Origin of the sequence: Vibrio sp. 10N.261.46.A3 (assembly GCF_041472995.1) — a bacterium.
Classification (GTDB): Bacteria; Pseudomonadota; Gammaproteobacteria; order Enterobacterales; family Vibrionaceae; genus Vibrio; species Vibrio coralliirubri.
Window position 1 is genome coordinate 1 of sequence record NZ_JBFRRH010000040.1, and the last position, 25,993, is coordinate 25,993.

General features: G+C 48.3%; 30 protein-coding genes. 25 read left to right on the forward strand and 5 right to left on the reverse strand.

Features of this window, described 5'->3' with window-relative positions; all coding sequences use genetic code 11:
* The 18 genes from AB4484_RS11735 to AB4484_RS11820 form a co-directional block, all read left to right on the forward strand.
* Positions 1–1,807, forward strand: a 1,807-nt coding sequence (locus AB4484_RS11735; protein ID WP_372078236.1) for a VirB4 family type IV secretion system protein, incomplete at its 5' end; no start/stop codon positions are given.
* 95 nt (positions 1,808–1,902) lie between these two features.
* The gene (locus AB4484_RS11740; protein WP_372078238.1) at positions 1,903–2,313 is read left to right on the forward strand and encodes an ankyrin repeat domain-containing protein; all 411 of its coding nucleotides are present in this window, start codon (positions 1,903–1,905) and stop codon (positions 2,311–2,313) included.
* Between the two features lie 142 nt (positions 2,314–2,455).
* Positions 2,456–3,199, forward strand: coding sequence for a hypothetical protein (locus AB4484_RS11745; RefSeq protein WP_372078240.1), 744 nt, complete (start codon positions 2,456–2,458; stop codon positions 3,197–3,199).
* Positions 3,196–4,140, forward strand: coding sequence for a hypothetical protein (locus AB4484_RS11750; protein WP_372078242.1), 945 nt, complete (start codon positions 3,196–3,198; stop codon positions 4,138–4,140). The genes AB4484_RS11745 and AB4484_RS11750 overlap by 4 nt, the downstream gene beginning before the upstream one ends.
* Positions 4,141–4,857 (forward strand): VirB8/TrbF family protein, encoded by a 717-nt coding sequence (locus AB4484_RS11755; RefSeq protein ID WP_372078244.1) that lies wholly within the window; start codon positions 4,141–4,143, stop codon positions 4,855–4,857.
* Between the two features lie 130 nt (positions 4,858–4,987).
* On the forward strand, positions 4,988–5,695 hold the full coding sequence (locus AB4484_RS11760; protein ID WP_372078246.1) for a TrbG/VirB9 family P-type conjugative transfer protein: 708 nt from the start codon (positions 4,988–4,990) through the stop codon (positions 5,693–5,695).
* A 9-nt stretch (positions 5,696–5,704) separates the two neighbouring features.
* Entirely contained in the window at positions 5,705–6,925 is a 1,221-nt protein-coding gene (locus tag AB4484_RS11765) for a TrbI/VirB10 family protein (protein WP_372078248.1), read from the forward strand.
* A gap of 358 nt (positions 6,926–7,283) precedes the next feature.
* Positions 7,284–8,021, forward strand: coding sequence for a hypothetical protein (locus AB4484_RS11770; RefSeq protein WP_372078250.1), 738 nt, complete (start codon positions 7,284–7,286; stop codon positions 8,019–8,021).
* Complete coding sequence (locus AB4484_RS11775) at positions 8,022–9,470, forward strand: hypothetical protein (RefSeq protein WP_372078252.1); 1,449 nt, start codon at positions 8,022–8,024, stop codon at positions 9,468–9,470.
* A gap of 9 nt (positions 9,471–9,479) precedes the next feature.
* Positions 9,480–10,652: a hypothetical protein gene (locus tag AB4484_RS11780; RefSeq protein ID WP_372078254.1), complete on the forward strand. Its 1,173-nt coding sequence runs from the start codon at positions 9,480–9,482 to the stop codon at positions 10,650–10,652.
* Entirely contained in the window at positions 10,645–11,421 is a 777-nt protein-coding gene (locus AB4484_RS11785; protein WP_372078256.1) for a hypothetical protein, read from the forward strand. Before AB4484_RS11780 ends, AB4484_RS11785 begins: the two co-directional genes overlap by 8 nt.
* On the forward strand, positions 11,405–12,961 hold the full coding sequence (locus AB4484_RS11790) for a GspE/PulE family protein (protein WP_372078259.1): 1,557 nt from the start codon (positions 11,405–11,407) through the stop codon (positions 12,959–12,961). Before AB4484_RS11785 ends, AB4484_RS11790 begins: the two co-directional genes overlap by 17 nt.
* Entirely contained in the window at positions 12,942–13,952 is a 1,011-nt protein-coding gene (locus AB4484_RS11795) for a hypothetical protein (protein ID WP_372078261.1), read from the forward strand. Before AB4484_RS11790 ends, AB4484_RS11795 begins: the two co-directional genes overlap by 20 nt.
* 22 nt (positions 13,953–13,974) lie before the next feature.
* Entirely contained in the window at positions 13,975–14,499 is a 525-nt protein-coding gene (locus AB4484_RS11800) for a hypothetical protein (RefSeq protein WP_372078264.1), read from the forward strand.
* Positions 14,500–14,521: 22 nt separating this feature from the next.
* Positions 14,522–14,995, forward strand: a complete 474-nt coding sequence (locus AB4484_RS11805) for a hypothetical protein (RefSeq protein ID WP_372078267.1) — start codon at positions 14,522–14,524, stop codon at positions 14,993–14,995.
* A gap of 101 nt (positions 14,996–15,096) precedes the next feature.
* Positions 15,097–15,963, forward strand: coding sequence for a type II secretion system protein (locus AB4484_RS11810; protein WP_372078269.1), 867 nt, complete (start codon positions 15,097–15,099; stop codon positions 15,961–15,963).
* A gap of 42 nt (positions 15,964–16,005) precedes the next feature.
* Positions 16,006–16,458, forward strand: a complete 453-nt coding sequence (locus tag AB4484_RS11815) for a hypothetical protein (protein ID WP_372078272.1) — start codon at positions 16,006–16,008, stop codon at positions 16,456–16,458.
* Positions 16,459–16,578: 120 nt separating this feature from the next.
* Positions 16,579–17,724 carry a trypsin-like serine protease gene (locus AB4484_RS11820; protein WP_372078274.1) on the forward strand — a complete coding sequence of 382 codons (1,146 nt, stop codon included), beginning with the start codon at positions 16,579–16,581 and terminating at the stop codon, positions 17,722–17,724.
* A gap of 182 nt (positions 17,725–17,906) precedes the next feature.
* Here AB4484_RS11820 and AB4484_RS11825 read toward each other — a convergent pair whose 3' ends face one another.
* Entirely contained in the window at positions 17,907–18,215 is a 309-nt protein-coding gene (locus tag AB4484_RS11825; protein WP_372078276.1) for a hypothetical protein, read from the reverse strand.
* Positions 18,216–18,353: 138 nt separating this feature from the next.
* Here AB4484_RS11825 and AB4484_RS11830 point away from each other — a divergent pair, with 138 nt between their 5' ends.
* On the forward strand, positions 18,354–18,956 hold the full coding sequence (locus AB4484_RS11830) for a hypothetical protein (protein WP_372078278.1): 603 nt from the start codon (positions 18,354–18,356) through the stop codon (positions 18,954–18,956).
* A 648-nt stretch (positions 18,957–19,604) separates the two neighbouring features.
* On the opposite strand, the gene AB4484_RS11835 is transcribed toward AB4484_RS11830, so the two are convergent.
* Positions 19,605–20,210, reverse strand: coding sequence for a DUF2913 family protein (locus AB4484_RS11835; protein WP_372078280.1), 606 nt, complete (start codon positions 20,208–20,210; stop codon positions 19,605–19,607).
* Positions 20,211–20,224: 14 nt separating this feature from the next.
* Here AB4484_RS11835 and AB4484_RS11840 point away from each other — a divergent pair, with 14 nt between their 5' ends.
* Positions 20,225–20,764 (forward strand): lytic transglycosylase domain-containing protein, encoded by a 540-nt coding sequence (locus AB4484_RS11840; RefSeq protein WP_372078282.1) that lies wholly within the window; start codon positions 20,225–20,227, stop codon positions 20,762–20,764.
* A 140-nt stretch (positions 20,765–20,904) separates the two neighbouring features.
* On the opposite strand, the gene AB4484_RS11845 is transcribed toward AB4484_RS11840, so the two are convergent.
* Positions 20,905–21,129, reverse strand: a complete 225-nt coding sequence (locus tag AB4484_RS11845) for a hypothetical protein (protein WP_372078284.1) — start codon at positions 21,127–21,129, stop codon at positions 20,905–20,907.
* A gap of 77 nt (positions 21,130–21,206) precedes the next feature.
* Between AB4484_RS11845 and AB4484_RS11850 the strand changes: the two genes are divergently transcribed.
* Complete coding sequence (locus AB4484_RS11850; RefSeq protein ID WP_372078286.1) at positions 21,207–21,749, forward strand: conjugal transfer protein TraL; 543 nt, start codon at positions 21,207–21,209, stop codon at positions 21,747–21,749.
* 92 nt (positions 21,750–21,841) lie between these two features.
* Here the strand turns inward: AB4484_RS11850 and AB4484_RS11855 are convergent, their stop codons facing one another.
* Positions 21,842–22,183 carry a hypothetical protein gene (locus tag AB4484_RS11855; RefSeq protein WP_372078288.1) on the reverse strand — a complete coding sequence of 114 codons (342 nt, stop codon included), beginning with the start codon at positions 22,181–22,183 and terminating at the stop codon, positions 21,842–21,844.
* 32 nt (positions 22,184–22,215) lie between these two features.
* Here AB4484_RS11855 and AB4484_RS11860 point away from each other — a divergent pair, with 32 nt between their 5' ends.
* Positions 22,216–23,247 carry a CpaF family protein gene (locus tag AB4484_RS11860; protein ID WP_372078290.1) on the forward strand — a complete coding sequence of 344 codons (1,032 nt, stop codon included), beginning with the start codon at positions 22,216–22,218 and terminating at the stop codon, positions 23,245–23,247.
* 99 nt (positions 23,248–23,346) lie between these two features.
* On the opposite strand, the gene AB4484_RS11865 is transcribed toward AB4484_RS11860, so the two are convergent.
* Positions 23,347–23,865 (reverse strand): DUF6710 family protein, encoded by a 519-nt coding sequence (locus tag AB4484_RS11865; protein WP_372078292.1) that lies wholly within the window; start codon positions 23,863–23,865, stop codon positions 23,347–23,349.
* Between the two features lie 22 nt (positions 23,866–23,887).
* On the opposite strand from AB4484_RS11865, the gene AB4484_RS11870 reads away from it, so the two are divergent.
* The 3 genes from AB4484_RS11870 (at position 23,888) to AB4484_RS11880 (ending at position 25,166) form a co-directional block, all read left to right on the forward strand.
* The gene (locus AB4484_RS11870; protein ID WP_372078295.1) at positions 23,888–24,235 is read left to right on the forward strand and encodes a hypothetical protein; all 348 of its coding nucleotides are present in this window, start codon (positions 23,888–23,890) and stop codon (positions 24,233–24,235) included.
* Positions 24,236–24,258: 23 nt separating this feature from the next.
* Positions 24,259–24,714 carry a hypothetical protein gene (locus tag AB4484_RS11875; protein WP_372078297.1) on the forward strand — a complete coding sequence of 152 codons (456 nt, stop codon included), beginning with the start codon at positions 24,259–24,261 and terminating at the stop codon, positions 24,712–24,714.
* A gap of 65 nt (positions 24,715–24,779) precedes the next feature.
* Entirely contained in the window at positions 24,780–25,166 is a 387-nt protein-coding gene (locus AB4484_RS11880; RefSeq protein ID WP_372078298.1) for a hypothetical protein, read from the forward strand.
* Positions 25,167–25,993: the final 827 nt, after the last annotated feature.

Sequence of the window (25,993 nt, forward strand, 5' to 3'; positions counted from 1 at the left end):
TCCATTGGGCTTCACACCCCATTTAAAAGTAGAGCATGAGAGTGCGGTGTACGCGCGTATTGCAGCCGTCAATGGCGTAGGGATGAGCCACACACCAGAGTGTGCATGGGCAAGTGATGCCAACCCTGTGTTGGAGAAAGGCAACTACTTATTCTTTACTCGATTTCAGTCTTATTCCAAGCAAGGCAAGCGAGGCGTTGTGAAAGACCGCGAAGCGGAATTACACCGCTCTCAATTGTCGCTGATGGATTTGGCGAAAGGCGAAGCCGACCAAGGCGCTATTCGTATGAAAATAGAGAGTAACCACGCGCTAAGTTCGGTGCTTCGAGATTTGGAACGCATGAGTGAAGATGATGACAAGTACGGTGATTGGCTCTCTTTTGTGGTGGTCTTTGATGAAGATTGGCGCAAGGTCAAATCGCTTACTAAGCGCATGAAGTCGGTGCTCGATAATTCAGATTTTCATTTGCTGTGGGAAAAAGCCGGTTTGTTGGATGCGTATGAGCTATTACTGCTGGGGTCGAACAAAAAAAGTGTGCGCTCTAGTGTGATCAATAGCAGTCAGGCGGGGGCGTTGTCATTGTTCTTTCGTAGCCATGAAGGGTTTCCGACGTGGTATCGAAATGACAAGCCAGAAGAAGCGTTGTACGTCTTTGAGAGTGATGATGGGGTGCCTTTTCATTATACGCCATTTGTCGGTGACAAATGTTTGGTGATTGGTGTCGGTCCGACTCGAAGTGGTAAAACCTTTCTCAAGCAATGCGTCTCAAACCACTTTTTAAAGCTGGGTGGTATGTATTGCGCCATGGATATCGATGCGGGCAGTGAGCCCTTAGCGCGTTTCTTTAAAGACGATGCGTCGCTGTTTTGCCTGAAAGACACGCAGCAATCTCAAGGTTTTAACCCTTTCTTCATGAGTGACGGTAAAGGCGATGATGGGTTTGTGCGTCATATGCTAGAGCTGGTTCGTTTGATGTTGTTAATGAACGACGCGAAAGAATTACAAACGCTCACCGCAACAGAGCAAGCGGAATTGGAAGACGCCATTGTTCATGTGATGGCGCAAGAAGGCGAGCTTCGCTCGTTTTCTTCGATGCTGGGTAAATGCAAGCCGTCACTTAACAGCAAGCTGAAAAACTTCAAGCGCGGTGGGATTTACGGCAACTTGTTTGACAACAAAGTGGATTCCATTGGGGTATTGGACAAGCCTTATTCGGTGTACAACACCGAAGGGGTCAAAGATACCCCCGCCTTAGCGCAATTGGTGAATACGGAGATATTCTTTCGCAGTGTTCGATTGTTTGAGAACCCTAAGTACCGTACTCGCGCGAAATTCTTTGAGGTGGATGAAGCGCAATACGTTTTATCACAAAAAGGCGCGGCTGAGTTTGTGATTGCCAAAGCGCGAACGTGGTTTAAGCATGGTGGCGGAATGGGGTTTTGGACACAGTCACCGAAACATTACGCCTCCCTGTCTGAATGGGGCACGTTAATGAGTGCCGCCACGACCTTCATTTTTATGGCCGATGCCGAAATGAAACGAGAAGATTATCTTCAAGCTTTTCCGTTTTTAACCGAGGCGGAATTGGATGTGATTGGTACGCTCAAACCCAAACAACAAGCGTTCATCAAGCAGCCCGACGCAGGCATTGCCAAAGTCATTAATCTTCATGTTGAGCCAGAGCAGTATGTAGTGGCGACGTCTCGCCCTCATGAAGCGGCATTGGCGGGGCGTATTTTCAGTGAAGAGTCCGATGTCGATGTCGCCGTCGATAGGATTGTGGCTGAACTGAATATTACGCCTTAAGTGTGATATCTACTTTATTAATTGAGTGAATGTGTTGTTACGTCTTTTGTTTTTGTTATGTTATGGGCGTTATTGATTAATAAGGAAAAATAACCATGTCTGATGTACGAAATATCACTAATGTTGACAATCGATTTGGCTGTTCTTTTGAAGCTAATCTATACAATCAAGAGTCTGCTATTGAGACCTTTCCTATTGAACCAGACGTCGCAAGAGTGCCCGCAGGAACCGATCAGGCAACAGGCGGTATGTGGACACCTTGGTGCGACTCACAGCAAGACTTAGATGAAGGTCATTATGTACAAGTTACGTTTACTCAGCATGGTCACGCAGATATCGTAAATTATTTGATTCAGCACGGTGCAGATGTGTATGTCATCGACAGCAGCAAGCAGTTTGCAAATAAGAAAGTGATTGCAGGAGATGCTGCTAGTGGAAAAGGTAATTACAAACTCGAAATTCACGAGTCCAACGGAATGCCTTATATGGTGTTTAATAAGTACTAATTCTACATTTCTGTATTAATAAGAAGCGACCATTGGTCGCTTTTTTTGTCCCCCGAACATCTTCCCATCTCTTCTTACAGTGAATAATATGATGAATAGAACATTATTAGCCCTCATAATTTCGGGTACTTTATTCTCCTCTATGCCTTCTCAAGCCTCGGGATTTCCCACTTTCGATGCCGCCAACCTTTTGCAATCCATCAGTGAATACGAGCAACTGATTAATGAGTACGAACAAATCCTGCAACAAACAGGGCTTAATACGCAGCAATTACTGGTTGCGATAGACGAATACCAACAAATGCTTCGAGAGTACAACGTCTTGCTCAACCAAGTCTCTCAGCTTGAAGATAAAATTGACCGTCGTGACTATGAGGCCATTGCGCGTCAAGTCAATCGAGCCTATGAGCAGCGAGCGGGAGAAGAACCTGTCTATAACTCCTCTCATATGAGTAATCGTTATGGCGCATTGCCTGAAAGGAATGATTCTTATCAGCACGTTGAATCTACATTAGGCGCTGTGCCGTCCAGTTATCAGCGTAGTTACCAATTAGCGGCAGATAGTCACATTCAAGGCGAAGAGGCGCAGCAATTTGCCACCCGTAATGCTCAAATCAAAACCAACCAAGACGCGCTGGATGCGACGCGGTTGACGCTGGGTAATGAAACGGAACTCGCCACCTTGCAGCTTTTGGTGGAGCAAAACCAAGTGTTGATTGACCAGTTAGATCTGCAAAATGATATGACGCTTTCATCGTACTCCAGCTCTAATCAAATGGAACATCGAACGTCTGCGGCCATTTATCAAGCGGAGCAAGCGCAAATTCAACGGATAGAAGAAACCAAAGCACAAGGTGTGGTGGAAGATACGAGGCCAATTCGATGAGTGCAGATACCGTTTTCCGGCAAACCTTTTTGGCGGACGTGACACAGTTCATCACCCAAGTGATGAGTGACCCTGTGATTGAGCAAGCTTCTTTTGGCTTGCTCATTTTTTTGTGCGTCATTTTGTATTTCCAAGAAGTCGCTCGATTCATGTTGTTTGGTTTTGACCCTGAAAAGATAGCTCAATCCACGCTCATGGTGCTGATTGTCTTGTCTGCTTACCCTTTTTACAGCTCAGCCTTTGATGTGCTTTTTGAAGGCTTTGATGACTTAGGTTTGCGACTTTTGGAGCTCGGAATAGGGTCAAGAGACCCGATGTTTTTGTTTAAGTGGGTCAGTTACGCCTTGGCTGGGATGTACGGCGAAGAGGTGTCACTTTGGGATATGAGCCTTGGGGATGTGATGATTTACTTTTTGTGGATTGGCATCAGTTTTTTGTTGGTATTGGCCATGTACTTTATTGGCGCATGGGCGGTCTGGAGTCTGCTGCTGGCTAAAATTTTGGGTGTCTTCTTTTTCCCTATGTTGGTTCATCCCGCGACTCGAAGCCTGTTTGATGGTTGGATGCGGTTCACGTTCGGAAGTTTGTTACTACTCGTTGTTGTAAGGGCTGCCGGCGTTTTAGCTGCGATTGCGATTAAAGCGCAGTTTACGGCGTCGGGCGTTTTGCAGTGTCCAAGTGGTCTAGTGGCCCAATGCACAGAGCTCGGTGGTCGTGAAGGTGTGCATGGCGCTAATGATTATATGGATCTGCTTGTCACCATGATTTTAGCGGTGGCGATAGTCGTGTCCAGTATGGGGTTAACGTCATCCATAGCAGGAAGCGTTTCATCACCGAGCGCTGCCGTAGGGAGAGGGGTGAAGGGCTTGACCGACAAGGTGGCAAGCAAAGCGGCGAGCTCAAAGATTCTCATGAAATTCCTCACAAAAGGAGCGGCTTAAATGGAACCTATTCTTATGGAGCCTATGGCGCCAGAGAGGCGCGAAGATAAGCCTATGTTACGCACTGAGCGTAACCGTTGGTTTGTGGCGGTATTGGCACTGTGCGGTGTGATGGCACTGCTTTTGATGTTGTTGTGGTTTGCGTTTGTCAAAGCGCAGAACAACAAAGAGGTGGTCTATGTGAAATTAGAGCCTAACGGTGGGTGGTCGATGGTCGATTATCAACCCGAAGATGCGCAGCTTTTCTACAAGACCACGATTGATGCCCTGTTGCAGCGATTTGCTTTATCTCGTTACGCGGTCACGCCTGAAACCATTGAAACCGATTGGGGCGAAGCCAGTGTGTTCATGTCGCCAGAGTTGAATGACCAGTTTTTGAGTCCGCAAGGGTTTAATGCGCTCGATAAAATCGAGGCATTAAGAAAAAACGGTCAGCGAGCGGTCATCACGATTGAGCGTGGGGTTGAGCATTACGATCAAGTGGTGTGGAAAGAGGGAGAGGCTTCTACGTCCGTGGTGCGCAGTAATATTTACTTAACTCGACACATTAAAGGGAATGGGCGTCAGCCTAAACCTGAGCATTTGGTGTTGAATGTGCAATGGCGATTGGCGGATAAATCGGAATTGGCTCAGCGCAGCATGGCGTCACTTCGATTAAACCCACTCGGGCTCACTATTTTGTCTTACCAATTAACCAAGGAGCGACGTCGTGAATAAAGCTTTGTTGGGCGTGTGTTTGATGGGGGTGTCATTCTCGACACTCGCGGCCACCTGTCAGCCTCTTTATCATGAATCGGGGGAAATCATCCCCATCTCATCCGCGCTCTATTTAGGGGGGCGAGTACAATTGCCTTCCAACTTAATTGCAAAACCGACGGTTTCCAATCCCCACTTGTGGGATGTGGACGGGTTGGAGGGCACTAACCAAATTCTCATTAAACCGAACAGTGCGTTGCCAGAGGGACAAAGCACCATGATTTTTGCCTTCACCGAAGACGGGCAAGTGTTTGATATTTTGGCGACTCGAACCAAAACGAAACACAATCAAGCGTGTGTATTGGTGAGTGATGACTCGCCTCTGATGTCCAAAGAGCAAAAAGCGAAGATATCGGCGTTCATGACGCAAAAGCAAGAAGCGGCCATGCCTGATAGATCTCGTCAAACCATTGCTCGGTTAAGAAAAGAGTTGGCGGCGACCACGAAAGAAGCCAAAGAGACGCAAGCCAAAGCCGTGGTGGAAGCCCTGCGTAAATATCGTTACCGAATTTACACGCGTTATGTCTGGGATGATGGCGATCAATTCATTGGTCGAGACGCCATTTCGGATGTCTACGATGACGGCCAGTTTACGTATTTACGTTTATCAAACCCCAATCGTGGGATTTTGAGTGTAGAGACGGAGATTGGCGGTAAAGCGGCCATCGCCCCGACCAAGTACGATGATGCGTACGGTATTTACAAAATTACCGGTATTTATCCGCATTTTCGATTGCGCATCGATGACGTGACGGTTGAGGTGCAGCGTACCGATAATGTCACTCGCTCGAACATTTAAGGGGACGTAATGGGCAATCCATTAAAAGGTTTGACGAAGAAAAATCAGATAGGGGTACTTTGTTTTTGCTTAGGCATTCTTGTAGTTGTGGTGGTTGTGGCCATCTTTAATAAAGATAAGCCGGCGGAGTCACTGGCGGAACCCACCACGGTTGAGACCGTGCCCGTATCGGTAGAGCCCACGAACCTTGGTGAGTTGGTAACGGCTCGTGACCAAGCAAAAGATTCAACGGAAGCGCTCACCAATCAACGCCCAGACCCAAAGCCTCATATTGAGGTGCCGGTACTCAGCGTGATTGACCAAGAGCGAGAGAAAATCAAGCTCGCGGAGTTTCGGCGGGCAAAAATGGCCTCGATGAGTGTCTGGGGGCAAAGCCCAAGAGCCCCGAGCGTCAGCTCTGCCCCGCTGCGCGTTCCTGCCGATGAACACACGCCCGACCACCTCTTATCCAGTGAAGCTCAGCGGTTGGACATCAGTCGCAAACTCAGCAAGCTCAATGAGCTGAAAGCCAAAATTAAAGCGGGTAATTATTCAGCGGGAGATCAAGCACCTGAAACTCAGGCGGTGGCGAGATTAGAGTCCAGTTTTTCGGCGCCGCCAGACACCATTGTAGGGTTCACGCAAGAGAATGCGTATAACGCCTCAACGCAAGGGTTGGAAAAGCTGCCGATTGGGACGGTGATACCCGCTGTGACGGTCATGAAGGCGAACAGCGACCGTGCGGGCACGTTTAAAGCGGTGGTGTCTCAGTCGGTGTTTGATGTGACCGAGCAATATATCCTCATCCCGAAAGGGTCAGAGGTCATCATTAAGTCGGTCAAGATGAGCACCACCAATGAGGCGATAAATGCCGTGTTGGGCATGAGTGTTCCGTGGATTATTTTGCCGGACGGTAAAAAAATCGACACCTCCAAATCCTCGGGTATGGACAGAGAGGGCATGGCGGGCATCAGCGATCAAGTTGACCACCATTGGATTGAACAATTCATGGGGGTGGCGGCGTATGCGCTTGTGGCAGACAACACCAGCTACGACGGCACCGGTGATTCTGACGGGTCGTATCAAGGGGAAGTGTCTCAAGGTCTGCGCGATCAAGTTGCCCCTCACGCTCAAAAGTACCTACAACTGGTGCCGACCACCACCATTCGCGCCGGACAAAGCATGAACATCATGATTGAAAGTGATATCTACCTTGCGCCTTGGCGCAATCTTTACGAGGACTATCTGTGAAAAAAATGACCGTGAGCGCCTTACTCGCAGGGAGCCTTTTGGCTCCCTGTGTGTTTTCTGCGCCTCTAACGGACGTTGACACCTTACAAGTGTCAGCCCGAACCTTATTCCCACCTGAAATGAAAACGGTGGAGGAAGCTGCGCAATGGCTTCTGGATCCGCTGGGGTATCACATAGTGACGGACTATCCCGCCCCGAAAAGTGCGAAAGCGATCTTAGCGCATCCCATTCCTACGGCGGCCAGAATGCACCGAACTATGCCCGTGACTCACGCGTTGCAATTGCTCATTGGGCAAGGCAACACGCTCATTGTAGATCGAGAGCACAAACTCATCACGTTCAGTAAAGGAGTCATCTTATGAGTCGTTATTTCCCCGCGTTAGGGGTTGTGGTGGTACTTGGACTGGCCGGTTGTGCGAGCGAGCCCGCCTATCAAGGGCAAGGGGAAGCGTTTCGCCTTGCCAGTATTAACCTCATTGAACGCGATCTGTCTTTGATTTCGCCCGCTGACGTGGCCTTAACCACCGCGTCGCACCCCGTAAAGCGGGGAGAGGTGGTGCCTCTTACAACGTTTGCGGTGAAAAAAGGAGAAAGTGGCGAGAGAACGTTGCGTCGTTGGTTTAAGTCGCAGGGTGCCCAAGAGATCGCATGGTCGATGAGTGCGGAGTACCAAGCGCTTCTGAATGAACCAAGCACCGCCCGTCAACATTTTGAGGGCAGCCTGAAAAAAGTCATTGATGAGTTTACGGCTGAGCGGGGCGTGACGTTGCATTACCTTGAGGCGGAGTATCAAGGCCGTCGAGTCGTCGGGGTGTATGACTTTGACGGACAGGCGCGACTCACGCGTGTGTCTGGCTCTTCTCTGAAACAAGTCATCGGGCATGTTGTGACCAATTACGGTTTTGAGTGGAAATCGGGAGAGGGGAACGATCGAAGCTGGGTGTCCCCGAAAGATTATCAGTTCAGTGCGGACTATTACTTGCTGACGCCAAGGGACGATATTGAAGGGGCGCTGACCTCGGTGTTAGAGGGGTATCCCGTCAACGCCCGCATTGTCGATTCCACCAATCAAGTGTTTGTGGAAGGAGAGTATTAGATGCGAGCTTTGAAAACAGCGCTGTGCAGTGCGATCTTAACGGTGATGGTGGGGTGTACTTCTCAAGCGTATGACGACAATGAGATCTACAACGCCAACATTCAGCAAGAAATAGCAGAAAAAACCACGTATGAGACGCGCGATAAAGTCGTGCGAACCCAAAAACCGCCTCAGTTTTTTGAGCCGATAGAATCGGCACCTCAATACCCGTGGCTCGATGAGGTGGTGACCGCCTCCGCCAGTGAGTTGCCCTTATCGGTGGTGTTGGAAGAAATCATGGCGGGGGTGAACGTTCCCCTCTACTTTTCGGAAAACACCGATCCTAATGCCATGGTGTCGCTGAACTTTTCGAGCTCGCGCGAGCATGTGCTGAATGCGCTGTCTCGGAATGTGGGTTACGGCATTGCCGTGCGAGATGGGCGACTGGAAATTTCCAGTGAAGTGACCCAAACCTTCTTTTTGAATATGCCGAGCGGCGCCATGAATGGGCAGCTCGGATCTCAAGGGGGCGGCGGTGAAGAGGGGGAGGTGAGCATTGAGGGACAGTTCATCAATGTGGTGTATGACGAAGTGGAGGTGGCCGCAGAAATTCGAGACGCGATCATCAATATTCTGGGTGAAGATGAAGACGACCGCGTCGGCTCTGTCACGGCCTCCATCAACATGAGCACGGTGACGGTCACAACCAGTCCTGATCGTATGGTGCAGGTTGAGCGATTGATTGAACACTACCGCGCTGAATTATCTAAGCAGGTCTTGTTGGATATGCGTGTGGTCGAGTTTCGCTCGAACTTAGGTACGGAGCGAGGAGTGGATTGGAATCTGGCTTACGAGTCAGGCGACGGCGTGTTGCAGTTCTTTGTGCCTGGCACCAATACTGTGTCTCAAGAGGCTGGGTATGGCTTTGCGTTTCAAGGTACCGGCAAGTGGTCAGGCACCGAAGCGCTGATTAAAGTGCTGGAGAAGCAAGGCAGCGTGTCAACGGAAACGCCAATCACCGCCATTTTACTCAACAACCAACCCGCTCGTATCACGCAACAAACCATCGTGCCTTACGTGTATGAAACCAGCTCAGACAGCGATGAGGGGGTCGTCAGTACCAGTGTCACTCGCCGCGAAGAAGTGGAAGGGGTGGACTTCATGGCCGTGGCGAATGTGCAAGCGGATCATGTGTATTTACGCATGTCGGGGCAATTGCAAAAAATCGCCTCGCAAGAAACCAAAGCGGTTGGGGATGTGGATTTGGGTTTCTTAACCAAATCCAAAGCCGAAATCACGGTGCCGAACAAGCTTCGATATGGGCAAACCTACGTCGTGGCGTCCGTCAAGCAAAGCTCACGCACCAATGAAAAGTCAGAAAGTTTTTGGACGACGTTTTTTGGTGGCACCGGCAGCAGCAATACCACCGTTGAAACCTTGGTGCTTCTGACGCCAAGGCAAGTGCAATAAGGACGAATTATGCAGATAGCCAAACGGCAGTATTGCCCAACGGTTAAATCCCTCAAAACCCACCAAAAGGCGCACTCAGCGCCTTTTGAGCGTTTAGAGCACAGTGAAGAAGGCACGGTTCGCTATTACTCGGATTCGCCGGCTTTTGCTTTAGGAGAAGCGGTGCTATCGGCGCTGAGCGTTGAGGGAGAGTCGTTACCTCGGGTTGTGGCACTCGTGCCTCATCCGCACGATGAAGCAACGTGGAGTGGCATTGAGTTGCTCGATGGGCGAGTCAACAAAGAGGTCACGGGCACGTTAACCGACTTTGCGCGGGACTTGGCGTATGAATGCCACCATGCCACGCGAGTGCTTGTGATGGGAGAAGAGGCACCAGAGGTGCCTTTTTTCAAAGACAAGCAAGTGTTGGTGCCGATGCTGACAAGCGAGCAACAACAGGCTTTTTCGCTGTCGCCGGTCAAACGCCCGCCCTATAAGACCATATTGTGTGTCATGGGTCTGATTTCAATATTGGGGGGCGTGGGGACTTATGCGTTGAAGCCGAAGCCTTCCCCGCCGATTCAGCCGACGGTCAAGGCGGTAACACTTTCCCCTCAAGCGAAATTTGAGGCAAATTTTCCGAATCAATATTTGGTGTCGGATGCCATTGAACAGATGTTGGTCGGGATGGTGAATACGCAAATGATGCCAGAGCCCATCACGGCAAGCGGTGCGACGTGGGCAGACGGTCTCGTGACCGTGCCACTGACAGGGAAAGTAACCCCGAAAATAGCGAGGTATTGGCGGGAGTTAAATCCGAACAAAGCCCCTTATTGGCACCATGGCGAAGTGACCGTCGGTGATGATGGCAAACCGAAAGCCGCCGACGACACGATAGAGCGTCCGACGCGTCATGCTGGGGAGTTTGAGCGCTATGACCTGACGGAATTTTCAGAAGATCTGCTGTTTTATCTGATGTTACTCGATGTGCCTAAGCCCGATGTGGTGAGCTCAAAAATAGGAGAGCTCACCCTAGTGACACTGAGTTTCACTGTATCCGGTGAGGCAGGGAAATTACTGCTTTTAGGGGATGTGTTAGATCAGCCTTTTATTACCCTAAATGCGTTGGAAATGGAATGGACGAGTGATGCCGATATGACCGCAACCCTCTCTCTCACTATGGTAGGAGTAATCAATGAGTGACAAGAATACGCTCGATGCGTCGAGCGAAACGCCACCTGAGCAAGGCGCAGAGCCGAAAAAAGACAATCGAAAAAAGACGGTTATGTCTGTCGGGCTCCTTATCGCAGGGGCTCTGGGAGTGGGGTATAGCTACTACCCAACGAGCCAACCCAAGCCAGCGCCAGTGAGTCAAGAAGAGCAGGTGATGTTTGATGCGCCTGTGGAGGCGGCATTCACTGAGGCGGAAAGGGATATTGAGCTCACCTTGGTGAACGATCCCTCACCTGAAGAGGTGCAAGCAATTGACCCCGACCCTATATCGACGGTCAGTCCCCCTTCCAAGCCTTCGGTGGATAAAGACTCAATACGCGCTTTGGATGGACTGAAAGTACGTTATTTCAGCCACCAAAACACCAAAGTGCAAACCGCAAAATTGGAAGAGGCGGAGGCGGTGCAAGCTTATCGATCTCACGTAATGCCTGCCCCCGTCATAGTGGCTCCCCCTCCCGTAGAGGATGTGGACGCCGTGGCGCGTCATCAATATCAACAAATGCAACTCAAGAGCGTCATTTTAACGCCGAACACGACAAGGGCGTGGATGGAATACCAAGGGCGTTTAATTCCTGTTGAGCAAGGCGCGTGGATTGACGACTTAAAGATTCACCGCATCGAGAAAGGCTCGGTCTTACTGATGAGTAAATCAGGGCGGGAGCTCACCTTGTACGTGCCGAAAGTGGTCACGCCTACGCCTCAACCAGAAGGGGATCTTTTAAATGCCCCACGCTCATGACTTGCTCATCACCGATGGCTTAAAGTCGATCTACTATCAATATGGCGATGCGGTGCTGCTGTCTGATGGGGTGATCTTGACGTCGAATTTTGACAGTGAAGCCATCAACGCCATTCAATCTTTGGTTAAGAAAACCCCCGATGTATCGGTCGAAGTGAGGTCGGTACGTCACTGTGAAGTGCCGCAACTGAAACACTTACTGAAAGGGATCACCGAACACGCCTCGTCCGATAAAAGCGAGCTGATGCAAACCGAAACAGCCACACGCGCCCGTCAAATCTTTGAGCTGTCAACCCAGCAAGGGGCGTCAGACATTCACATTGAATTGTTTGAAGCGCAAACTCGATTTGAGGCGCGTATCGATGGTCGCATGAGTCCGCTTCTCTCGCCGATTAACGAGCGTGAGTACGGTGAGCTGTTGATTGGTTACTTGTTTAATGAGCTGGCCGAAGACAAAGACGATGACTTCTACCTCAATCGCCCGAATAACGGACGCGTGAGTTTGATGCTCGACACCCCAGAGGGGCGTCGTGTGACGCACTGGCGTTTGAGTTACATTCCCGCCAAAGGAAAAGGGGGGCAATGCACGCTGCGTTGGACGAACAAGCAGACTCATATCCCCGAGCTTGACACGCTTGGTTGGAGTCAGGGGCAGACGCGCATTATGCGCGACTTCATGGCCTCTCCATCGGGAATTTGTCTGATTGCGGGTCAAACTTCATCGGGTAAATCGACGGTCATTGCCAGTGCGCTCAATGAAATGAAGCGGCAAGGCCGCTCCATTAACACGCTGGAAGACCCTGTTGAGTTTGATTTAGGTGTGATTCAAACCTCGGTGCCCAAAGAAATGGGGGCGGACGGCTTTTTCGAGTACAGCAAACTGTTACTGCGTCACGATATTGATATCGAAATGCACGGTGAGGTGCGCGATAAGAATGGAGCGATGAGTGTGTGCCGAAAGGGAGAAACAGGACAAATCATGTTCTCGACGCTGCACACCTCTAGCGCCCTTGGTATCGCGCACACGCTGAATGAACAAATGGGGGTGCCCACCGCCCTTATTGCCGCCCCCAACTTAATGAAGTTGTGGATCTATCAAACACTCGTGCGCACCTTGTGCCCCCATTGTAGCCAGTCTTTCAAAAAATCGATCCTCACTGACTCTCAGCGTCAGCAATACAAAGCATGGCGCCAGAAAAGGGGGGAAGGACAGGATTTATCGAGAGTGAGATTCAAAAACCCTCATGGCTGTGAGCATTGCCATCAAGGAGAGAAAGGACGTACGGCGCTCATTGAAATGATTGTGCTTGATGATGAAGATCGCGCGTTTATTCTCGACCGAAATTATTTGGGATGGCGTGAGGCGTTAAGAGCCAAAGGCTTTCAAAGTGTGGTCGATCATGCCAACCACAAGATAGCCAAAGGGGAAGTTGACCTGTTTACGGCCGCCTCGTCGGTCAATGACATGCTGCCAAAAGACAGTCACACCGTTTACCACACGATTTGGGAGGAGCCCAACCATGAAAAAACTGCCGAATAAGCAGCAAATCCGATTACTGGAAAGCATCAGCCGCCTCAGTGAGGCGGGGATACATCAAAAAGGCATTGTCATGCAGCTTGCAAAATATGGGGGTAAGACGCTCAAGCCGGTTGCCTTGCACTGCCAAGACGCCTTGGCGCAAGGCAAAAACTTAACGGATGGCCTTGCTCCCTTTGTGAGTGAGGGGGCGATATTGGCCCTTCGAGCGGCCGACAACAGCGGGCATTTTTCACAAGGTGTTAAAGAGGCGATCAAGGTGGTCACTCTTGGGGAAGCCAGTGCGTCTTTGATGATAAAAGCCTTTGCGAAACCATTAGCCGGCGTGGTCGGGATGTTGTTTGCCAGTGCGCTCATCAGCCATTTCATGTTTGATTTGCTGGCAGCGCAATACCCAAGAGCGCAATGGGGCATGATGAGCACATTAGCGGAGAGTTTTGGGCGTTTTTGGTGGAACAACGGCCTCTTGCTGGCGCTGTTCACCACTGTGCTCTTGGTGGGCGTCGGTATTTCATTGCGACGATGGACGGGGCAAGCTCGCGCCCAAGTCGATGGCTTTCCTATCTACAAGCAATATCGACAAATCCAAAGCACCAACTTATTAACCTCTATCGCTAACCAACTCAGTGCCGGTGTTGGGATTCGAGAGGCGTTGGATGTGGTTCAGTCTTCGGCGTCGCCTTACTTGCAATCGCATATTCACGTTATGCGCGATCGTATCCGACAAGGTAAGACCAACGTTGGATTGGTGTTTGATACGGGGCTCTTGCTCAATGAAGAGTTGGATTCGCTCAAATTGTTGGGTGAGTCTACCGATGCCGCTATCACGCTTGGAAAATCCGCCATGATGCACGAGCGTTCATTAACCCAAGAAATGGCGCTCATCAACAGCGTGGCCACCGTCACCTTCAAACTCCTGTTAGTGAGCGTCATGACCCTGATGTTAACAGGGGGGCTGTTTCTCATTTTTGGAATGGCCACGTCTTCATTTTAATTTTTTAAAAAAAGGAGCTTTTGTGAAAAAGCCAAACAGACATACCGATATTCAACCGACTCATTTTATGCGCAACAAGCAGCGAGGGGCGGCCATCATGGATAACCTCATTGCTGTGGGGTTTGTGGCGCTCGGCTTGATTTTCATCATGGGGCAAGTCCCAAACATGCAGTACCAGTGGAACAAAATTCAATTTCAAACTCAAACGTCTGAAATTGTTCGCAGTGTGGGGGCGTGGAAAAAAGCCAGACCCAATTACGATGGCATCACCCTCACTAAGGTCTGCGACGATGGCGAATTGTCAGACAGTATCTGTGGCACCAGTAATGACGGCAAAGCCACCAACCCGTTTGGTGGCGATTGGAGTGTGACGGTCAACAGTGGCTCAAAAGGCTTGTATGACGTCACTGGCACGTTACCGTCTGACCCAGACCGAGTTGTGAGCCTGTCAAACACGATGGCTCCGGCGACTCGTGAAGGGTGCATCGAAGCATCAGGCTGCTCAACTATCTCAACCACGGGCAATTCCATCACCATGACCTATTAAGGTCATTCAATCTCAGCGAGGGATGAGTACGCTCAGTCTCTCGCTGTCACTCTCTTTAATGGGGGCGATGGTGATTGGGGTGGTGCTGCCCGTTCAGCGAGTCTATCAAGACCAGCAACGCGCCGTCAGCGTTCAAGATGCTGTGACACATTTAAAAGCAGAGGGGGTGGCTTTCTACCACCACCGCGTGTTAACCAGCCGATGCTTACCCCAAACCACCTTGTCGAACGCCGATATCACTCAACCCGCCAGTGATGGATTGGCGAGTTATCAAGTGAGCTATCGACAAGATTCACAGCCGAACACCCAACCTAGAGACATTGTCGTTGAGGTGACGCTTGATGCGTCTTTGAGCCTTGACTCCTTTTCTTATTATTTATCCCCAGATGAAACCCTTCCCCCTTCGACGTTGCGCTTCTATGAACCGATCATAATCGAGCAGCCGGATTGGTCGGGGTGGAATCGTAATACGGGGTGTTTTGAGTATTCATTATGAACAACCGAAAAAAACAAGGCGGCTTTGTGGCCGCCATTTCCATGCTGTTGGTGCTGGGTATCGCCGGCTTTGCGGTGATGGAGTTCAACAAGCAGTTGACGATGTATCGCATCAAAAACGACGTGAACTCGTTCTATAACCGCATTCTTTACCTTGAGCAGCAAATTCATGCGTATGCCACGACGCAATACCAAAAAGGACACGGGATTAATACCCATTCTTTGTACCCCATAACGCTTTCAGATCTAGAAGGGGACTTTATCCCCGAATGTTCTAAAGCTGACAGTCAAGCGGGTAAGTGTTGGCGTTATGACGAAACGCCGTGGGGCGAGGTTCAAGGTTATCAGAGGGTCGGAGTGCCAGTTGGTGCTGCTTACCCAGATTTTTATCGCGCAGAGCTGACTATTCCGCTTCAAGACACTGGACTGGAGAGCTACCACCTAGAGCGTAACATCACGCTGCAAATGTTCAGTCAATTGCCGAACGTGGTATTTGATGAGCCGAACAACACCATCATTCTGAGGATTGAGCGACCGGATAAAGCGTTTGCGTATGACGGGTTGGTAAAACGCAGCGGTGATGATTCAACGCTGTTAGGTGATTGGGATATCGGTGGCTTGTTTGCGCTCGTCAATGCCAAAGATTACTCCATTTCCGGTGTGGACAATCGCGGTATTAACCAGCAGATATCCGTCGCGCGTGGTCTCACTCAGAGGCAGTACGCCAAACACAATGAAATTGTTGATAAACCGACCTGTCCGTCTGGGTTGAATCCTGAAATCTGGTTGTCTATTGCCAGAACGAATATTGACCAAAAATACACCCTGACAGGCTCTACCGTCCCCTCCTACTCTGATGCGGGAACAGGATGGAAGGTGTCTGTGCAGCAACGTGTTGTTGAAAATGCAACGGGGAAGTCAGAGTGGAATTATGACGCCACCCTGCTGGCGCTTACTGGCTGCCAATAGGCAGCATCTAAGACAATGGAGATAAAAATGAAGAAAACAATATTGCTTTCGTTGCTGGGCGCACTTTCTGCGTCAGCTTCGGCAAAGGTGACGTACGCAGATGTTGAGGCCAGCATGGCTTTAGAAGATCAGCGCCGCCCACCCCACGCGAACGATCTTGACCCTGTGGGGGCAGGTGAGCTTCCTACAGGTAGCAGCAGCGATGGGGAATGGGTGGCGATTTACAAAGGCAACACGCAGGGGCGGATTGATTTCGATGGTGGGGCATACAGCGCGGTGTTTGTGAAGAGCAGCAAAGGGGAATCAAAGGTATTTGCCTCGTATTCCGAGTTTAAGACGCAAGTGTACGCATCTGACCATAATAATGTGTCGTTTCACAGTGACGCAGATTGCTCCGCGCTTGTGGGCTATGGTTTTGCAACTGGGTGTCGAGATACTTCTCATGGGCAGTCTGCAAATGTGCATCTCTATGAAGTTTGGGGGCTAAAAAACTAATAACTATCGATCATAAACACCGTTTTTTTAGACGGAAAGATCATATCTAAAACCCAATATAATCAAAGAGATTGATGTATAATGGCGTCAATCTCTTTTGATAATTATGTTTGGATTGATATGAAAAAAACACTGCTTACCCTGTTGATTTGTGCCTCTTCTCCATCGGCTTTCGCTGTCGTCAATGGTGCCTCTCTCGATTGGTCTGAACACAACAATACGGCGTATCTTGAGACAGGAACGAATCCCGATCTTTACTGTACTGGCACCTTGGTTGGCGGTCGTTTCATTGTGACCGCCGCACACTGTGTGGATGATTCTTTTGAGGGGCAACATCAAGAGGAAGTTGATACCATCAACACCTATTATGGTCTATCAAAACAAGCCAGTATCGAGATGCACCCAGACTGGGAAGATGAGGCACACAACTGCCTTGATGGTCGTAGCCAATATTGTAACGACATCGCTTTCTTACATGCAGATGAAGCCCTGCCTTACGATAGCATCCAATATTTCATTGAGACCAACCCTTACACGGCCACTCATTTTTCAGATCCTGATATGGATACCATGACCATTGCAGGGTTTGGTGGTACGCCTTATGAGCTGAATCAAGCCGACTTTACCACCAGTGCATACAATTTGATGTACGGTGAAGAAAAACTGGAAGCGAATATGGTGAATAGCTCCCACACCACTGGCGGGGATTCTGGTTCGGCATGGATAAACAGCTCAAATGAAATCATCGCCATCCATAGGGGAAGCGCTGAGTGTGGCCCTGATAATAGCTGTCGCAGAACCTACGGCACCAACATTGATTACGTTCGCCCGTTCATTTTGGAAGCTGTTAATGGTTGGCACTACCCAACTGTGGTCAGAACGTCAGGTGGGCAAGCGACCATTACCTTGCAGTCTCTACATCAGACCTCTCCAACACTTGCAGATAGACAAGCCGATATCACATCTGACCATCTTGATGCAGTTAACAGCACCTGTTTAACAAAAATGACAATGCAGCCTTTTGAAAAATGTACGGTTGTCATTGATGGTTTGACGGATGGTGAGCTATCTACTGTGTATTTAGGGGGGAGTGATAGAGACGGGTTCTCTCAGGAAATTCAATTAAATGCTTCAATGCCTACTCCTGAAATGAATGATGGAAGCGACCAACCGGTCATCTCTGGCTCATCAAGCGGCGGCTCTATTGGCTTTCTGTCTCTATTCGGTTTAGGTTTGTTGGGACGACTGCGTAAAAAGGAAGGCTAATGGCGTATAATATTGATGAGCCGGTAGTTCTTGAAATGTTGGTGGGTAATGATTGGCGTGTGATACGAACTCACTACCGAGCAGCGCTTCGCCTCTTGAGGAAGACACCCCATCGTGGATATTTGATATACGGCGAGTATGAACATTGGGATGGCACACCTCGCCGCACAAGGCGGTGAGGGCTATTTCAGGATTTGCAGGACTAGGGTGGCACAAATACCCACAAGGGATGTCACCAATAGCCAATTCATGCGGTCGAATTTCTTATCAAACTTGCTTTCAAGCTTGTCTATCTTATCATCAAGCTTATCCATTCTTTCATCTACTTGCTTGAATCGCTCGCTCACCTCTTGCTTCACACCATCAATTTGATGATTGAGCCTGCCTTCAAGTGCATTAAGTTCTTCTCGTGTCGCATTATGTTGCGCTTGGTCGAACAGCAGTTTAAGTAGGTCTTTTTGAGTAATATTGTCTGATGAATGATTGTCCATTGCCTTTCTCATTATTGGTCAGCCTTTCCTATACTGTATCACAAACCACTGACGCTTTCGCTTCGCTCTATTGTCGGCTTGACTTTGCCCCAACAAGCAAGCTTATTGCTGTCAAACTCAACCTCAGGATGGAACAAAATGAGCGCCGTTATCTACCTATTGTTTCTCACTCTCTTTTTAAAATGGCTTGGTCATATTCACCATCAACCCTCACCTTGGATAAATGCGATCCGACTGGTGAAGAGCCTAGCCGTCATGGTCGTTATGACGGGGTATTTAATGCTTATCGAGGCGTCGGCATTAGCGTGGTTTATCACTCTCCCTTTCGTGGGCGTGGTTGGGTTTTGTCACAGTGTCACGATAAGGCCTTATGAATTGACCCACCTCACACTGACGCCCGCCCTAAAAAATGGCACTTACCATGTCCATTTAAAAAGCGTTCTTCAGCCTTTTACAAGAGATGCGTATCGAGACCTAGCCTTGCTGGTTGATTTGCTTCCTGAGTATCAAGGGAAAACACTTTTACTCACTTCGCCACTGCTGGCCAAGAATGGGGATTTTAGGGGAATTGAAACACTCTCGACCCTGCCCGCTTCAATAGAGAAGCGAACTTTGTCTTACTGGCGCTCTCCACTGGTTTTTCTAGTGCTCTGTTACTACAAGTACCTGAGACGAGTACCAATACTGCGCACCGCAGATTTAACGACACAGTACCAATTGCGATTAACTTTACGCTCTTAATGAAAGTGGATGGGATAGGGAAATAAGCGCAGCATTTTCTTATCCCATCTGCTTTGCAGGTAGGGCGAAGCCCGTAGGACGGCATAGAGTCCGAATCTTTTGTCTTTTGAGTCTGGGCGAGATATGATTTGTGCCTACTTATCACGACGCTTAACTCATGAATCGCACACCCCCTAGCATTGGATACAAACGACTGCTCACTGGCTATCAAGTTAGAATCAGATCCGCAAAGAGCCTACACGATTTATTGGGGCGGTATCGATTTGGTGGACGACACCACCAAAGCAAGTTATCCATAAAAGTTAAGGATGGTGTTTTGACGAAGCACGGTTACGTCACTGACAACCAGTCCAGTGACAAATGAAAGAGCCCACTCTCTCTCCTTCAATACAGTCCTTGAAGAAAGCGAACTTAAATCGGTTCATGTTTCGTCACGAGACTCGCATACAGCAATCAAGCAGCCTTGAAGAACTCGCTAGTCGCAAGCGATTTGGTATGTCAAATCACAGGGGAAGATTGAGCTACAAAGTTAAAAATGGCTTTTTAGTTGAGATTCAATATCGGCATGTCAATCCAAAGAAAAAGCAAAGTAAGGCTGAGTAGGCCGCCTATTCATTTTCTGAGTTCATAGTCCTGAAATGTGATGGCTTAACTCGCCTTGCTTTGCCCCTCTACCTTTGCCTTCTTGTGAAGTCGCAGGGAAATAACATCGTTTTCCGCCCCGACCACTTCGATGGTGTAGGTATCTTGGCTATTGATGTGGTGGATGAGCGCCTCAAGCCGTTGAGTTTTAACGGTAATACCCAATGGCTTGATTTGATTGTTCTGCTCATCAAACCCGTCTTCGATATCGGATTGGTTCATATAGAGAATATCCTCCTCAATGGCGGTTTCAGGTTGGGTTAATTGAGACGACAGATTCAACGCTTCATAGAGGTGATTGAACAACACGTACAGCGTATCCGCATCCGTTAGCTTGGCTTTGTATTCCAGATTCAGTCGATTAATTTCATGCAGCCTTGCTTCTAGGTTGCCCTTTGGGTTTCGCCCAATGGCCAGCATGGTTTTTATCTCTTTTTTCAGGGTACTGTAAACCGCCTTTTTCTGCTGTCCTTTAATGAACTTCACTAAGATTTCATTACGCCTCTTAATGGGCGTGTACCCCTTGTTTCCCTGAATGTGAAAATACAGCGCAAACAAAGCATGAGTCACCAGACGCGTGGTGGCTTGATAGTGTTTAAGATTTTTACTCATGACGACCTAGAATAATGATTAAGCTGACCAGTTTACCAAAGACGGCGCCGTTAGGCTCCGCAATCCTAATCTTGACGTGCCTTATTTTCTCTTCTTTGTCTTACGCGGAGGGTCGCAGCTATTCGGGGTGGCAATCCAAAGGGTGGGAGGTGTCTGGCGCCCCTTCACCCCTTCATGGCTGTCTTCGATATTGCGATCTTATTGAAGCGGCCAGCCGAAGGCATGGCGTATCACCGAAACTCATTGTCGCCGTCATCACTCAAGAGAGCCGATTTAAGCCCGACGCTGTCAGCCCCAAAGGGGCGAAAGGCTTAATGCAGTTGATGCCAGTGAACTATCAAGGCATTGACCCTTTTCAGCCCAAATTGAACATTGAGCGTGGCACACGCTTACTGGCTCGATTGCTGGAAAAGTATCAAGACACAGCACTGGCGCTTGCGGCTTATAACGCAGGAGAGGGTAATGTTAAGAAGTACAAAGGCATACCGCCTTTCAAAGAGACTCAGAACTACGTGCGTCGAGTGATGGCGCATTACAACCAAATGACGGGATAAAAAAAGCCCTCAGAGGAGAGGGCTGTAGCAAATATCATCCATGATGATTGTCTACCAACTTGGGGTAGATTCTTAGTGAGATGAATACTGCCACATTCGCATTCACGAGGCGACGTTTAATCTCACCTAAGCGCCTCACGCTACGATTTAAGCATGAAATCTTCAAGGTTGATGATGGTGCCATTAGTAAAGGAGATTTGTTTCATGCCTTTACTGCTGGCTTTAACAAAGTAGGTATTCAGCCACTTGTCTTCATTAAGTAAGGCAAAGGTGCAATGAACGCTGACTCCTTCCAAGTGAAATACATCGGTTTCAATCGTATCAATCAGGCTGTCTACATGGCGACAGATGTGTGTTTGTGTCATACGTCATTCCCTTTTTTTGAGTTGGTTTCTTACCGACCATTCTATCGACTATCGTTATCAATAAGGAAGTAATATTAATGATGAACAACACAAGACGAGTCATCCTACTCTCGTTGCTATCAGGTGCACTTTCAAGTGCACCTGCTCTGGCTTACAGCGATGCCGAGTGTGGCATTTGGATGTGTATTCCGACAGGCTTCCACGCGAGTGGGTGCGGTGAAGCTAAGGACGCTTTTAAAGACCGAGTGAAACATTTAAAATCACCCTTACCCAGCTTTCTAGGGTGCATGGTGGACTCAGGCACTGAGTCCAGTCAGGCGAGTGAAATCACATCAAGAGAAGGTCGAGCGGCTTATTCCCCGCGCTATGAAGAGTGCGTGAGTTGGGGGCATTCATTTAAAGGCGACAAAGTGTGCAGCGTTTGGAGGCCAGTCCCATCAAAGTTGTATAAGAACCAATCTTGCGTGACGTCACGCGAGACTTCCCGCACAACGCCAACAAAATGCACCGCGACGTATGACTACACTGAGATGTGGATGGATGGCCAGAGGTATGGTGAGCCTTACTTTTATAATCGCAATGGCGACACCATAACGGCGGATGTGGTTATTGAACATTAAGGCATCGACACGTTGTTATCGAGTTATCCACCGAAACGGTGGGTAAGCCCAAAAACCCGAACAAAATCAAACGGTCAATGCACTCAATTGCATCATTTCATTCTCATATCAAAGTCGGGGTAGTGTTGCCTTACCCACACTTGCTGCTCATTCATTCGATACATAGATACGCCTTGAAGTAATTTTACAATGACGTTTTTTCCTTTGATGAAGACGATGTAGCCATGCACCTCATCTTTCACGCCGTTAGGGTAGGTAACAACGCCACTGACGATTGCGCCCATTCGGCTGGATGAGACGCCGCCTTTTGCCAGCACGACAATGGCATTTTCAGACAGTACCGTGACGCGTCGGCTTCGCCCTTTAATCGTAATGATGGGACAGCTCTCTTCTGGGAACTGCATTTTAAAATACCGTTGACCTTCACTTTTCATTCTCATACATCCTTTTATTAGAGGTCATCATTTTGACAACGGACAACACTCGCCTCTCATTCATCACCACGATATTTGGTGATGTACCCTCAGACAAAGAATACGAATGGCGTTGGGTAGAGGAGCACTTCGCGCCGCTCAAGCCCCTGTATGAAGATGCCACAACGACAGAAATCTTCGTAGACCGTTTTGATGCTATCTCAGTTGAGCAAGACGGCAAAATAACCCGTACCGACATTCAATTTGAGTCTAATCAATCATTTCAGGACTTCATTGTTCAGCTTAGCACAGCGTTAAACCAGACCTTAACGCGAGACTCTCCAATATTAGATGCACGTCTACCAGATTGTTCTCGCGTGTGTGCCACACTTCCCGAAGTGACGCCCAAAGGAGCGGCGATGACGCTTCGTATCGCCCCGAAAGAAACCTTAACGGCTGAACAGTTGGTTGAGTTTGGGGCAATGAGCCAACCGATGTTGGATTACTTAACCAATGCCATTAAGCAGGGTAAGAACATCATCACATCGGGCAATACGGGGAGTGGAAAGACCACATTGTTGCGAGCGTTAGCTCGCTACATCCCTAACGATGAAGTCGTGATTACTTGCGAAGACACGCAAGAGTTGGAGTTTGATTGGCTGCCTCATCATCGCGCTTTGGAGTGTCCAAAGCGAGAGAGCAGTGACATCACGATGCGGACATTGATAGAAACGGCGCTGCGTCTTCGGCCTGACCGAATATTGGTGGGTGAGATACGTAAAGCGGATGCGGCTGATACGTTTCTACAGGCGATTAACACGGGTCACAGCGGTTGTATGACGACGCTTCACGCAAACAGTTGCCGAGATGCTCTTGCCCGATTGCAATACCTCATCGCCTCTCACGGCAACCTGAACTTTGACTTAGCTCGCCGCCAAATAACAGGCAATGTGGACATTTTCATCCACGCAAGCCGGCACAAATCTTACGGCCGTAAGGTCGTCGAGATTTGTGAGGTAGAGGGTGATGAATTGGTGAGTCAGTTTGTGTTTGATGGAATGTCTCACGTGAGTTTCAAGCACTGAAGCCACAGTTCAACTAACGATAAGCCTCCCGACTTCAAACACAGCGGCATTCCGATAATGCTCAACCTGACCGATTATCTCTGAGCTATCAATATCTATTCAGTTGCAACCATCGGTCTTGAATTTTTCTAGCAAGCAGGTGGCATCAATCACTTTGTGAGGAGCAATCCGTCCTTTCCTATGCACTATGCCTGCAAAAATTGAATGATTTCCGCATTCAACAAAGGCAACCTTCCAAGGCATAAGTAATACAACGGAATGATTATAATCTTGCACCCACTCGACCTTGTTATCAGAAAAGTAATTCAAATTTTCAAGATAGCGAGTCTTATTCCAAGGCCATGCAAAAACGACGTCATCAGAAAGATCAACCGTTACCCCCTCACTGGGCAATAGCTCGACTCTATCTAACATGTACTCCTCCATCACGGGATGAAACAGATCGCCGACAGTAAAAGGAGTGGCATTATTTTGTTCCAGGGCTCGTAAGCTCAAGCGCGATTGTTGTGGTCTACTTAATAATTTAATTAATGTCGGGAGCATTTCTGGCGTGGTCGTTTTCGCCACTTTAGCCTCCTCGATAATTTGATGAAACTTGCTGTTATTTTGAAGCAACATAGAACCTCCAAAGGCTAATAATATGAATATTTTAAATTTTCAAACACTCGCTCTAAATCTACTTCAAAAGTTAAAAGTCGTCTCTCCTGACCTGATCTCGAGTTCACACCTTGATTACCAGATACCTCTAGAAAAGCACCTTGATGAATACAGAGAGTTGCTTTTTGAGATAGAGCATCAAACCCAATTTTTCACAAAGATAGCGCCTCACTGGTCGAAGAATCATGCTTTACTGCATGATGATTTTCTTGAAAATCTTCTAGAAAAAAGAAGCAACACATCGCCAGTCCAACAGTATCGCACACGCCCTAAACCACAGTTTATACACACAAAGATAAGCGCAGCTTTTAACAACAAACCTCAACATTAGAGTCAATAGAAAGGAAAACCAAGATGAATAAAGAAGTATCAATCACAGAGCAACTGAGCACTATATTCAACAATAAAAAGCGGGTTCAGCAAACTTTTAAAACAACCAACCTTAGGGATTTAAAAGTGATCAATGAGAAGCTAGGAGCTTATATCGAGCAGCGCGAACAGACGGAATCACAAAAAATAGCCGCGCAAGAAGAAGCTAAAGTGATGCTAAAAAGCATCATGGAAAAGACGGGCTTGAGTCACGAAGAGGTTTCTCAGCTGATGAGTGAAGGTAAGCCCAAAAGCAAAAACGAAAATAAAAAGCGTTCAAAGAAAGTTCCTACCGAGACACAATCAGCGTATCAAGAAGCCAAAGTGAAACGCTATACATTTGGAGATGGTCGCACTTGGGACGGTACAGGAGAAGTTCCTCACGAGCTTCAAAGTTTACTTGATGAAGGTTTTGAACTGTCCGATTTCTCAGCTTCCTAAGTTAGTAGTTATAAACGTCAATCTTCGTTACATTTAAAGTTTAAGGATAACTTAGGAAATAGAAAGTGAAGAAAGACGATCTGATTAACGCACTAAAGGAGCTTGCATCAGGGATTAATCCATTAACTAATTGCGAATTAGTTGAAAGTTCAATAATGAAAAATTATGAGAGCATTCAGCTTATGGTGATGCTAATTCAAGAACTTGATGAGCTTCCTGAAAAAGTGAAAAGCTTTGAAGAGAAAAGCATTAAAAATCACATAGAAGGAAAACCAGACAGGCATCGATTCACTTGGACAGAAAATGAGAAAATAGAGTTAAGAGATGCTTTTTTACAAGATTTATCCCCAAAGACAATAGCTAAAGCCCATCAAAGAACGGTGGTAGCTGTAGTTAAACAACTATTATCTCAAGGTTTAATGGATCAAGATGAAGCTGATTCTTACCTCTAGCAATTCACACATCCCTTCATCTTCGCGTAACCGTTTAATGCCGACTTTCTGACTCTTTCAATCCCCTAGGATTGTTAAAGAAAGAAGAAAGTCAGACGCATTAAGAGGGCGCATAAAAAACCAAAGACAAGCCATTGAAAGAGAACGACGAAGTGGGTATTCGGGCATTCCATGCCCCCACGAAGGCGTTTGATTGAGATGGTGAAGGTGGCGGTTTTTGCTACGTGAAGAGTCTCAAGCTCCGCTTGAAGCGAATCCGTAGCCCTAGTTCAAAAATCATTCCCGCGCCCCCTTTAGGGGAAACGAGCGCCCCCTCTGCGGGGAGGCCATCAGGACTCGGGAATGGCTTTTTTTTGAATGCAAAGGCGTTCAGCCGGAGCACTTCAATCAAGGGAGTCCCGACCGCAGTTTGAAGCGGGGGAGCCGAGACAAAACGCCCAGCGTCCAGCGATTAAGGCGAGACCTTCCCAAGGTCGATTTTTGGCTTGGGGGCTTGCCCCCGAAAACCGTTGAGCAGGCGAGACCAAGCATCTTAGGTTAGTTGAAAAGGAGGAATTTGAGCAAGGGAGGAACGACCGGCCAAATGAGGACTATTTCACCTTCCTAAAGTGCTTGGTCGCGCGTAGCGCTACGGTTTTCGGCTTCTTTTGCTCTTAGATTAGAAAGTAAAGTTTGAGGACGTTCAGGACGAGGGCTTTATTTTCTAATCCATTGAAAAAACGAAGTTTTTGAGATGATTATCCCTTTAGGGATAACCCTTTGAGTTTTCGTTCAGAAAACGATTTAAGGGATATTTCCGATATATGAAACCGATATGTAAAACCGAT

Excerpts from the sequence above, each read along its gene's own strand:
- AB4484_RS11740 (WP_372078238.1), top strand. The coding sequence starts at position 1,903 with ATGTCTGATGTACGAAATATCACTAATGTTGACAATCGATTTGGCTGT.
- AB4484_RS11745 (WP_372078240.1), top strand. The coding sequence starts at position 2,456 with ATGCCTTCTCAAGCCTCGGGATTTCCCACTTTCGATGCCGCCAACCTT.
- AB4484_RS11750 (WP_372078242.1), top strand. The coding sequence starts at position 3,196 with ATGAGTGCAGATACCGTTTTCCGGCAAACCTTTTTGGCGGACGTGACA.
- AB4484_RS11755 (WP_372078244.1), top strand. The coding sequence starts at position 4,141 with ATGGAACCTATTCTTATGGAGCCTATGGCGCCAGAGAGGCGCGAAGAT.
- AB4484_RS11765 (WP_372078248.1), top strand. The coding sequence starts at position 5,705 with ATGGGCAATCCATTAAAAGGTTTGACGAAGAAAAATCAGATAGGGGTA.
- AB4484_RS11770 (WP_372078250.1), top strand. The coding sequence starts at position 7,284 with ATGAGTCGTTATTTCCCCGCGTTAGGGGTTGTGGTGGTACTTGGACTG.
- AB4484_RS11775 (WP_372078252.1), top strand. The coding sequence starts at position 8,022 with ATGCGAGCTTTGAAAACAGCGCTGTGCAGTGCGATCTTAACGGTGATG.
- AB4484_RS11780 (WP_372078254.1), top strand. The coding sequence starts at position 9,480 with ATGCAGATAGCCAAACGGCAGTATTGCCCAACGGTTAAATCCCTCAAA.
- AB4484_RS11785 (WP_372078256.1), top strand. The coding sequence starts at position 10,645 with ATGAGTGACAAGAATACGCTCGATGCGTCGAGCGAAACGCCACCTGAG.
- AB4484_RS11790 (WP_372078259.1), top strand. The coding sequence starts at position 11,405 with ATGCCCCACGCTCATGACTTGCTCATCACCGATGGCTTAAAGTCGATC.
- AB4484_RS11795 (WP_372078261.1), top strand. The coding sequence starts at position 12,942 with ATGAAAAAACTGCCGAATAAGCAGCAAATCCGATTACTGGAAAGCATC.
- AB4484_RS11805 (WP_372078267.1), top strand. The coding sequence starts at position 14,522 with ATGAGTACGCTCAGTCTCTCGCTGTCACTCTCTTTAATGGGGGCGATG.
- AB4484_RS11810 (WP_372078269.1), top strand. The coding sequence starts at position 15,097 with ATGTATCGCATCAAAAACGACGTGAACTCGTTCTATAACCGCATTCTT.
- AB4484_RS11820 (WP_372078274.1), top strand. The coding sequence starts at position 16,579 with ATGAAAAAAACACTGCTTACCCTGTTGATTTGTGCCTCTTCTCCATCG.
- AB4484_RS11825 (WP_372078276.1), bottom strand. The coding sequence starts at position 18,215 with ATGGACAATCATTCATCAGACAATATTACTCAAAAAGACCTACTTAAA.
- AB4484_RS11830 (WP_372078278.1), top strand. The coding sequence starts at position 18,354 with ATGAGCGCCGTTATCTACCTATTGTTTCTCACTCTCTTTTTAAAATGG.
- AB4484_RS11835 (WP_372078280.1), bottom strand. The coding sequence starts at position 20,210 with ATGAGTAAAAATCTTAAACACTATCAAGCCACCACGCGTCTGGTGACT.
- AB4484_RS11840 (WP_372078282.1), top strand. The coding sequence starts at position 20,225 with ATGATTAAGCTGACCAGTTTACCAAAGACGGCGCCGTTAGGCTCCGCA.
- AB4484_RS11845 (WP_372078284.1), bottom strand. The coding sequence starts at position 21,129 with ATGACACAAACACACATCTGTCGCCATGTAGACAGCCTGATTGATACG.
- AB4484_RS11850 (WP_372078286.1), top strand. The coding sequence starts at position 21,207 with ATGATGAACAACACAAGACGAGTCATCCTACTCTCGTTGCTATCAGGT.
- AB4484_RS11855 (WP_372078288.1), bottom strand. The coding sequence starts at position 22,183 with ATGAAAAGTGAAGGTCAACGGTATTTTAAAATGCAGTTCCCAGAAGAG.
- AB4484_RS11865 (WP_372078292.1), bottom strand. The coding sequence starts at position 23,865 with ATGTTGCTTCAAAATAACAGCAAGTTTCATCAAATTATCGAGGAGGCT.
- AB4484_RS11870 (WP_372078295.1), top strand. The coding sequence starts at position 23,888 with ATGAATATTTTAAATTTTCAAACACTCGCTCTAAATCTACTTCAAAAG.
- AB4484_RS11875 (WP_372078297.1), top strand. The coding sequence starts at position 24,259 with ATGAATAAAGAAGTATCAATCACAGAGCAACTGAGCACTATATTCAAC.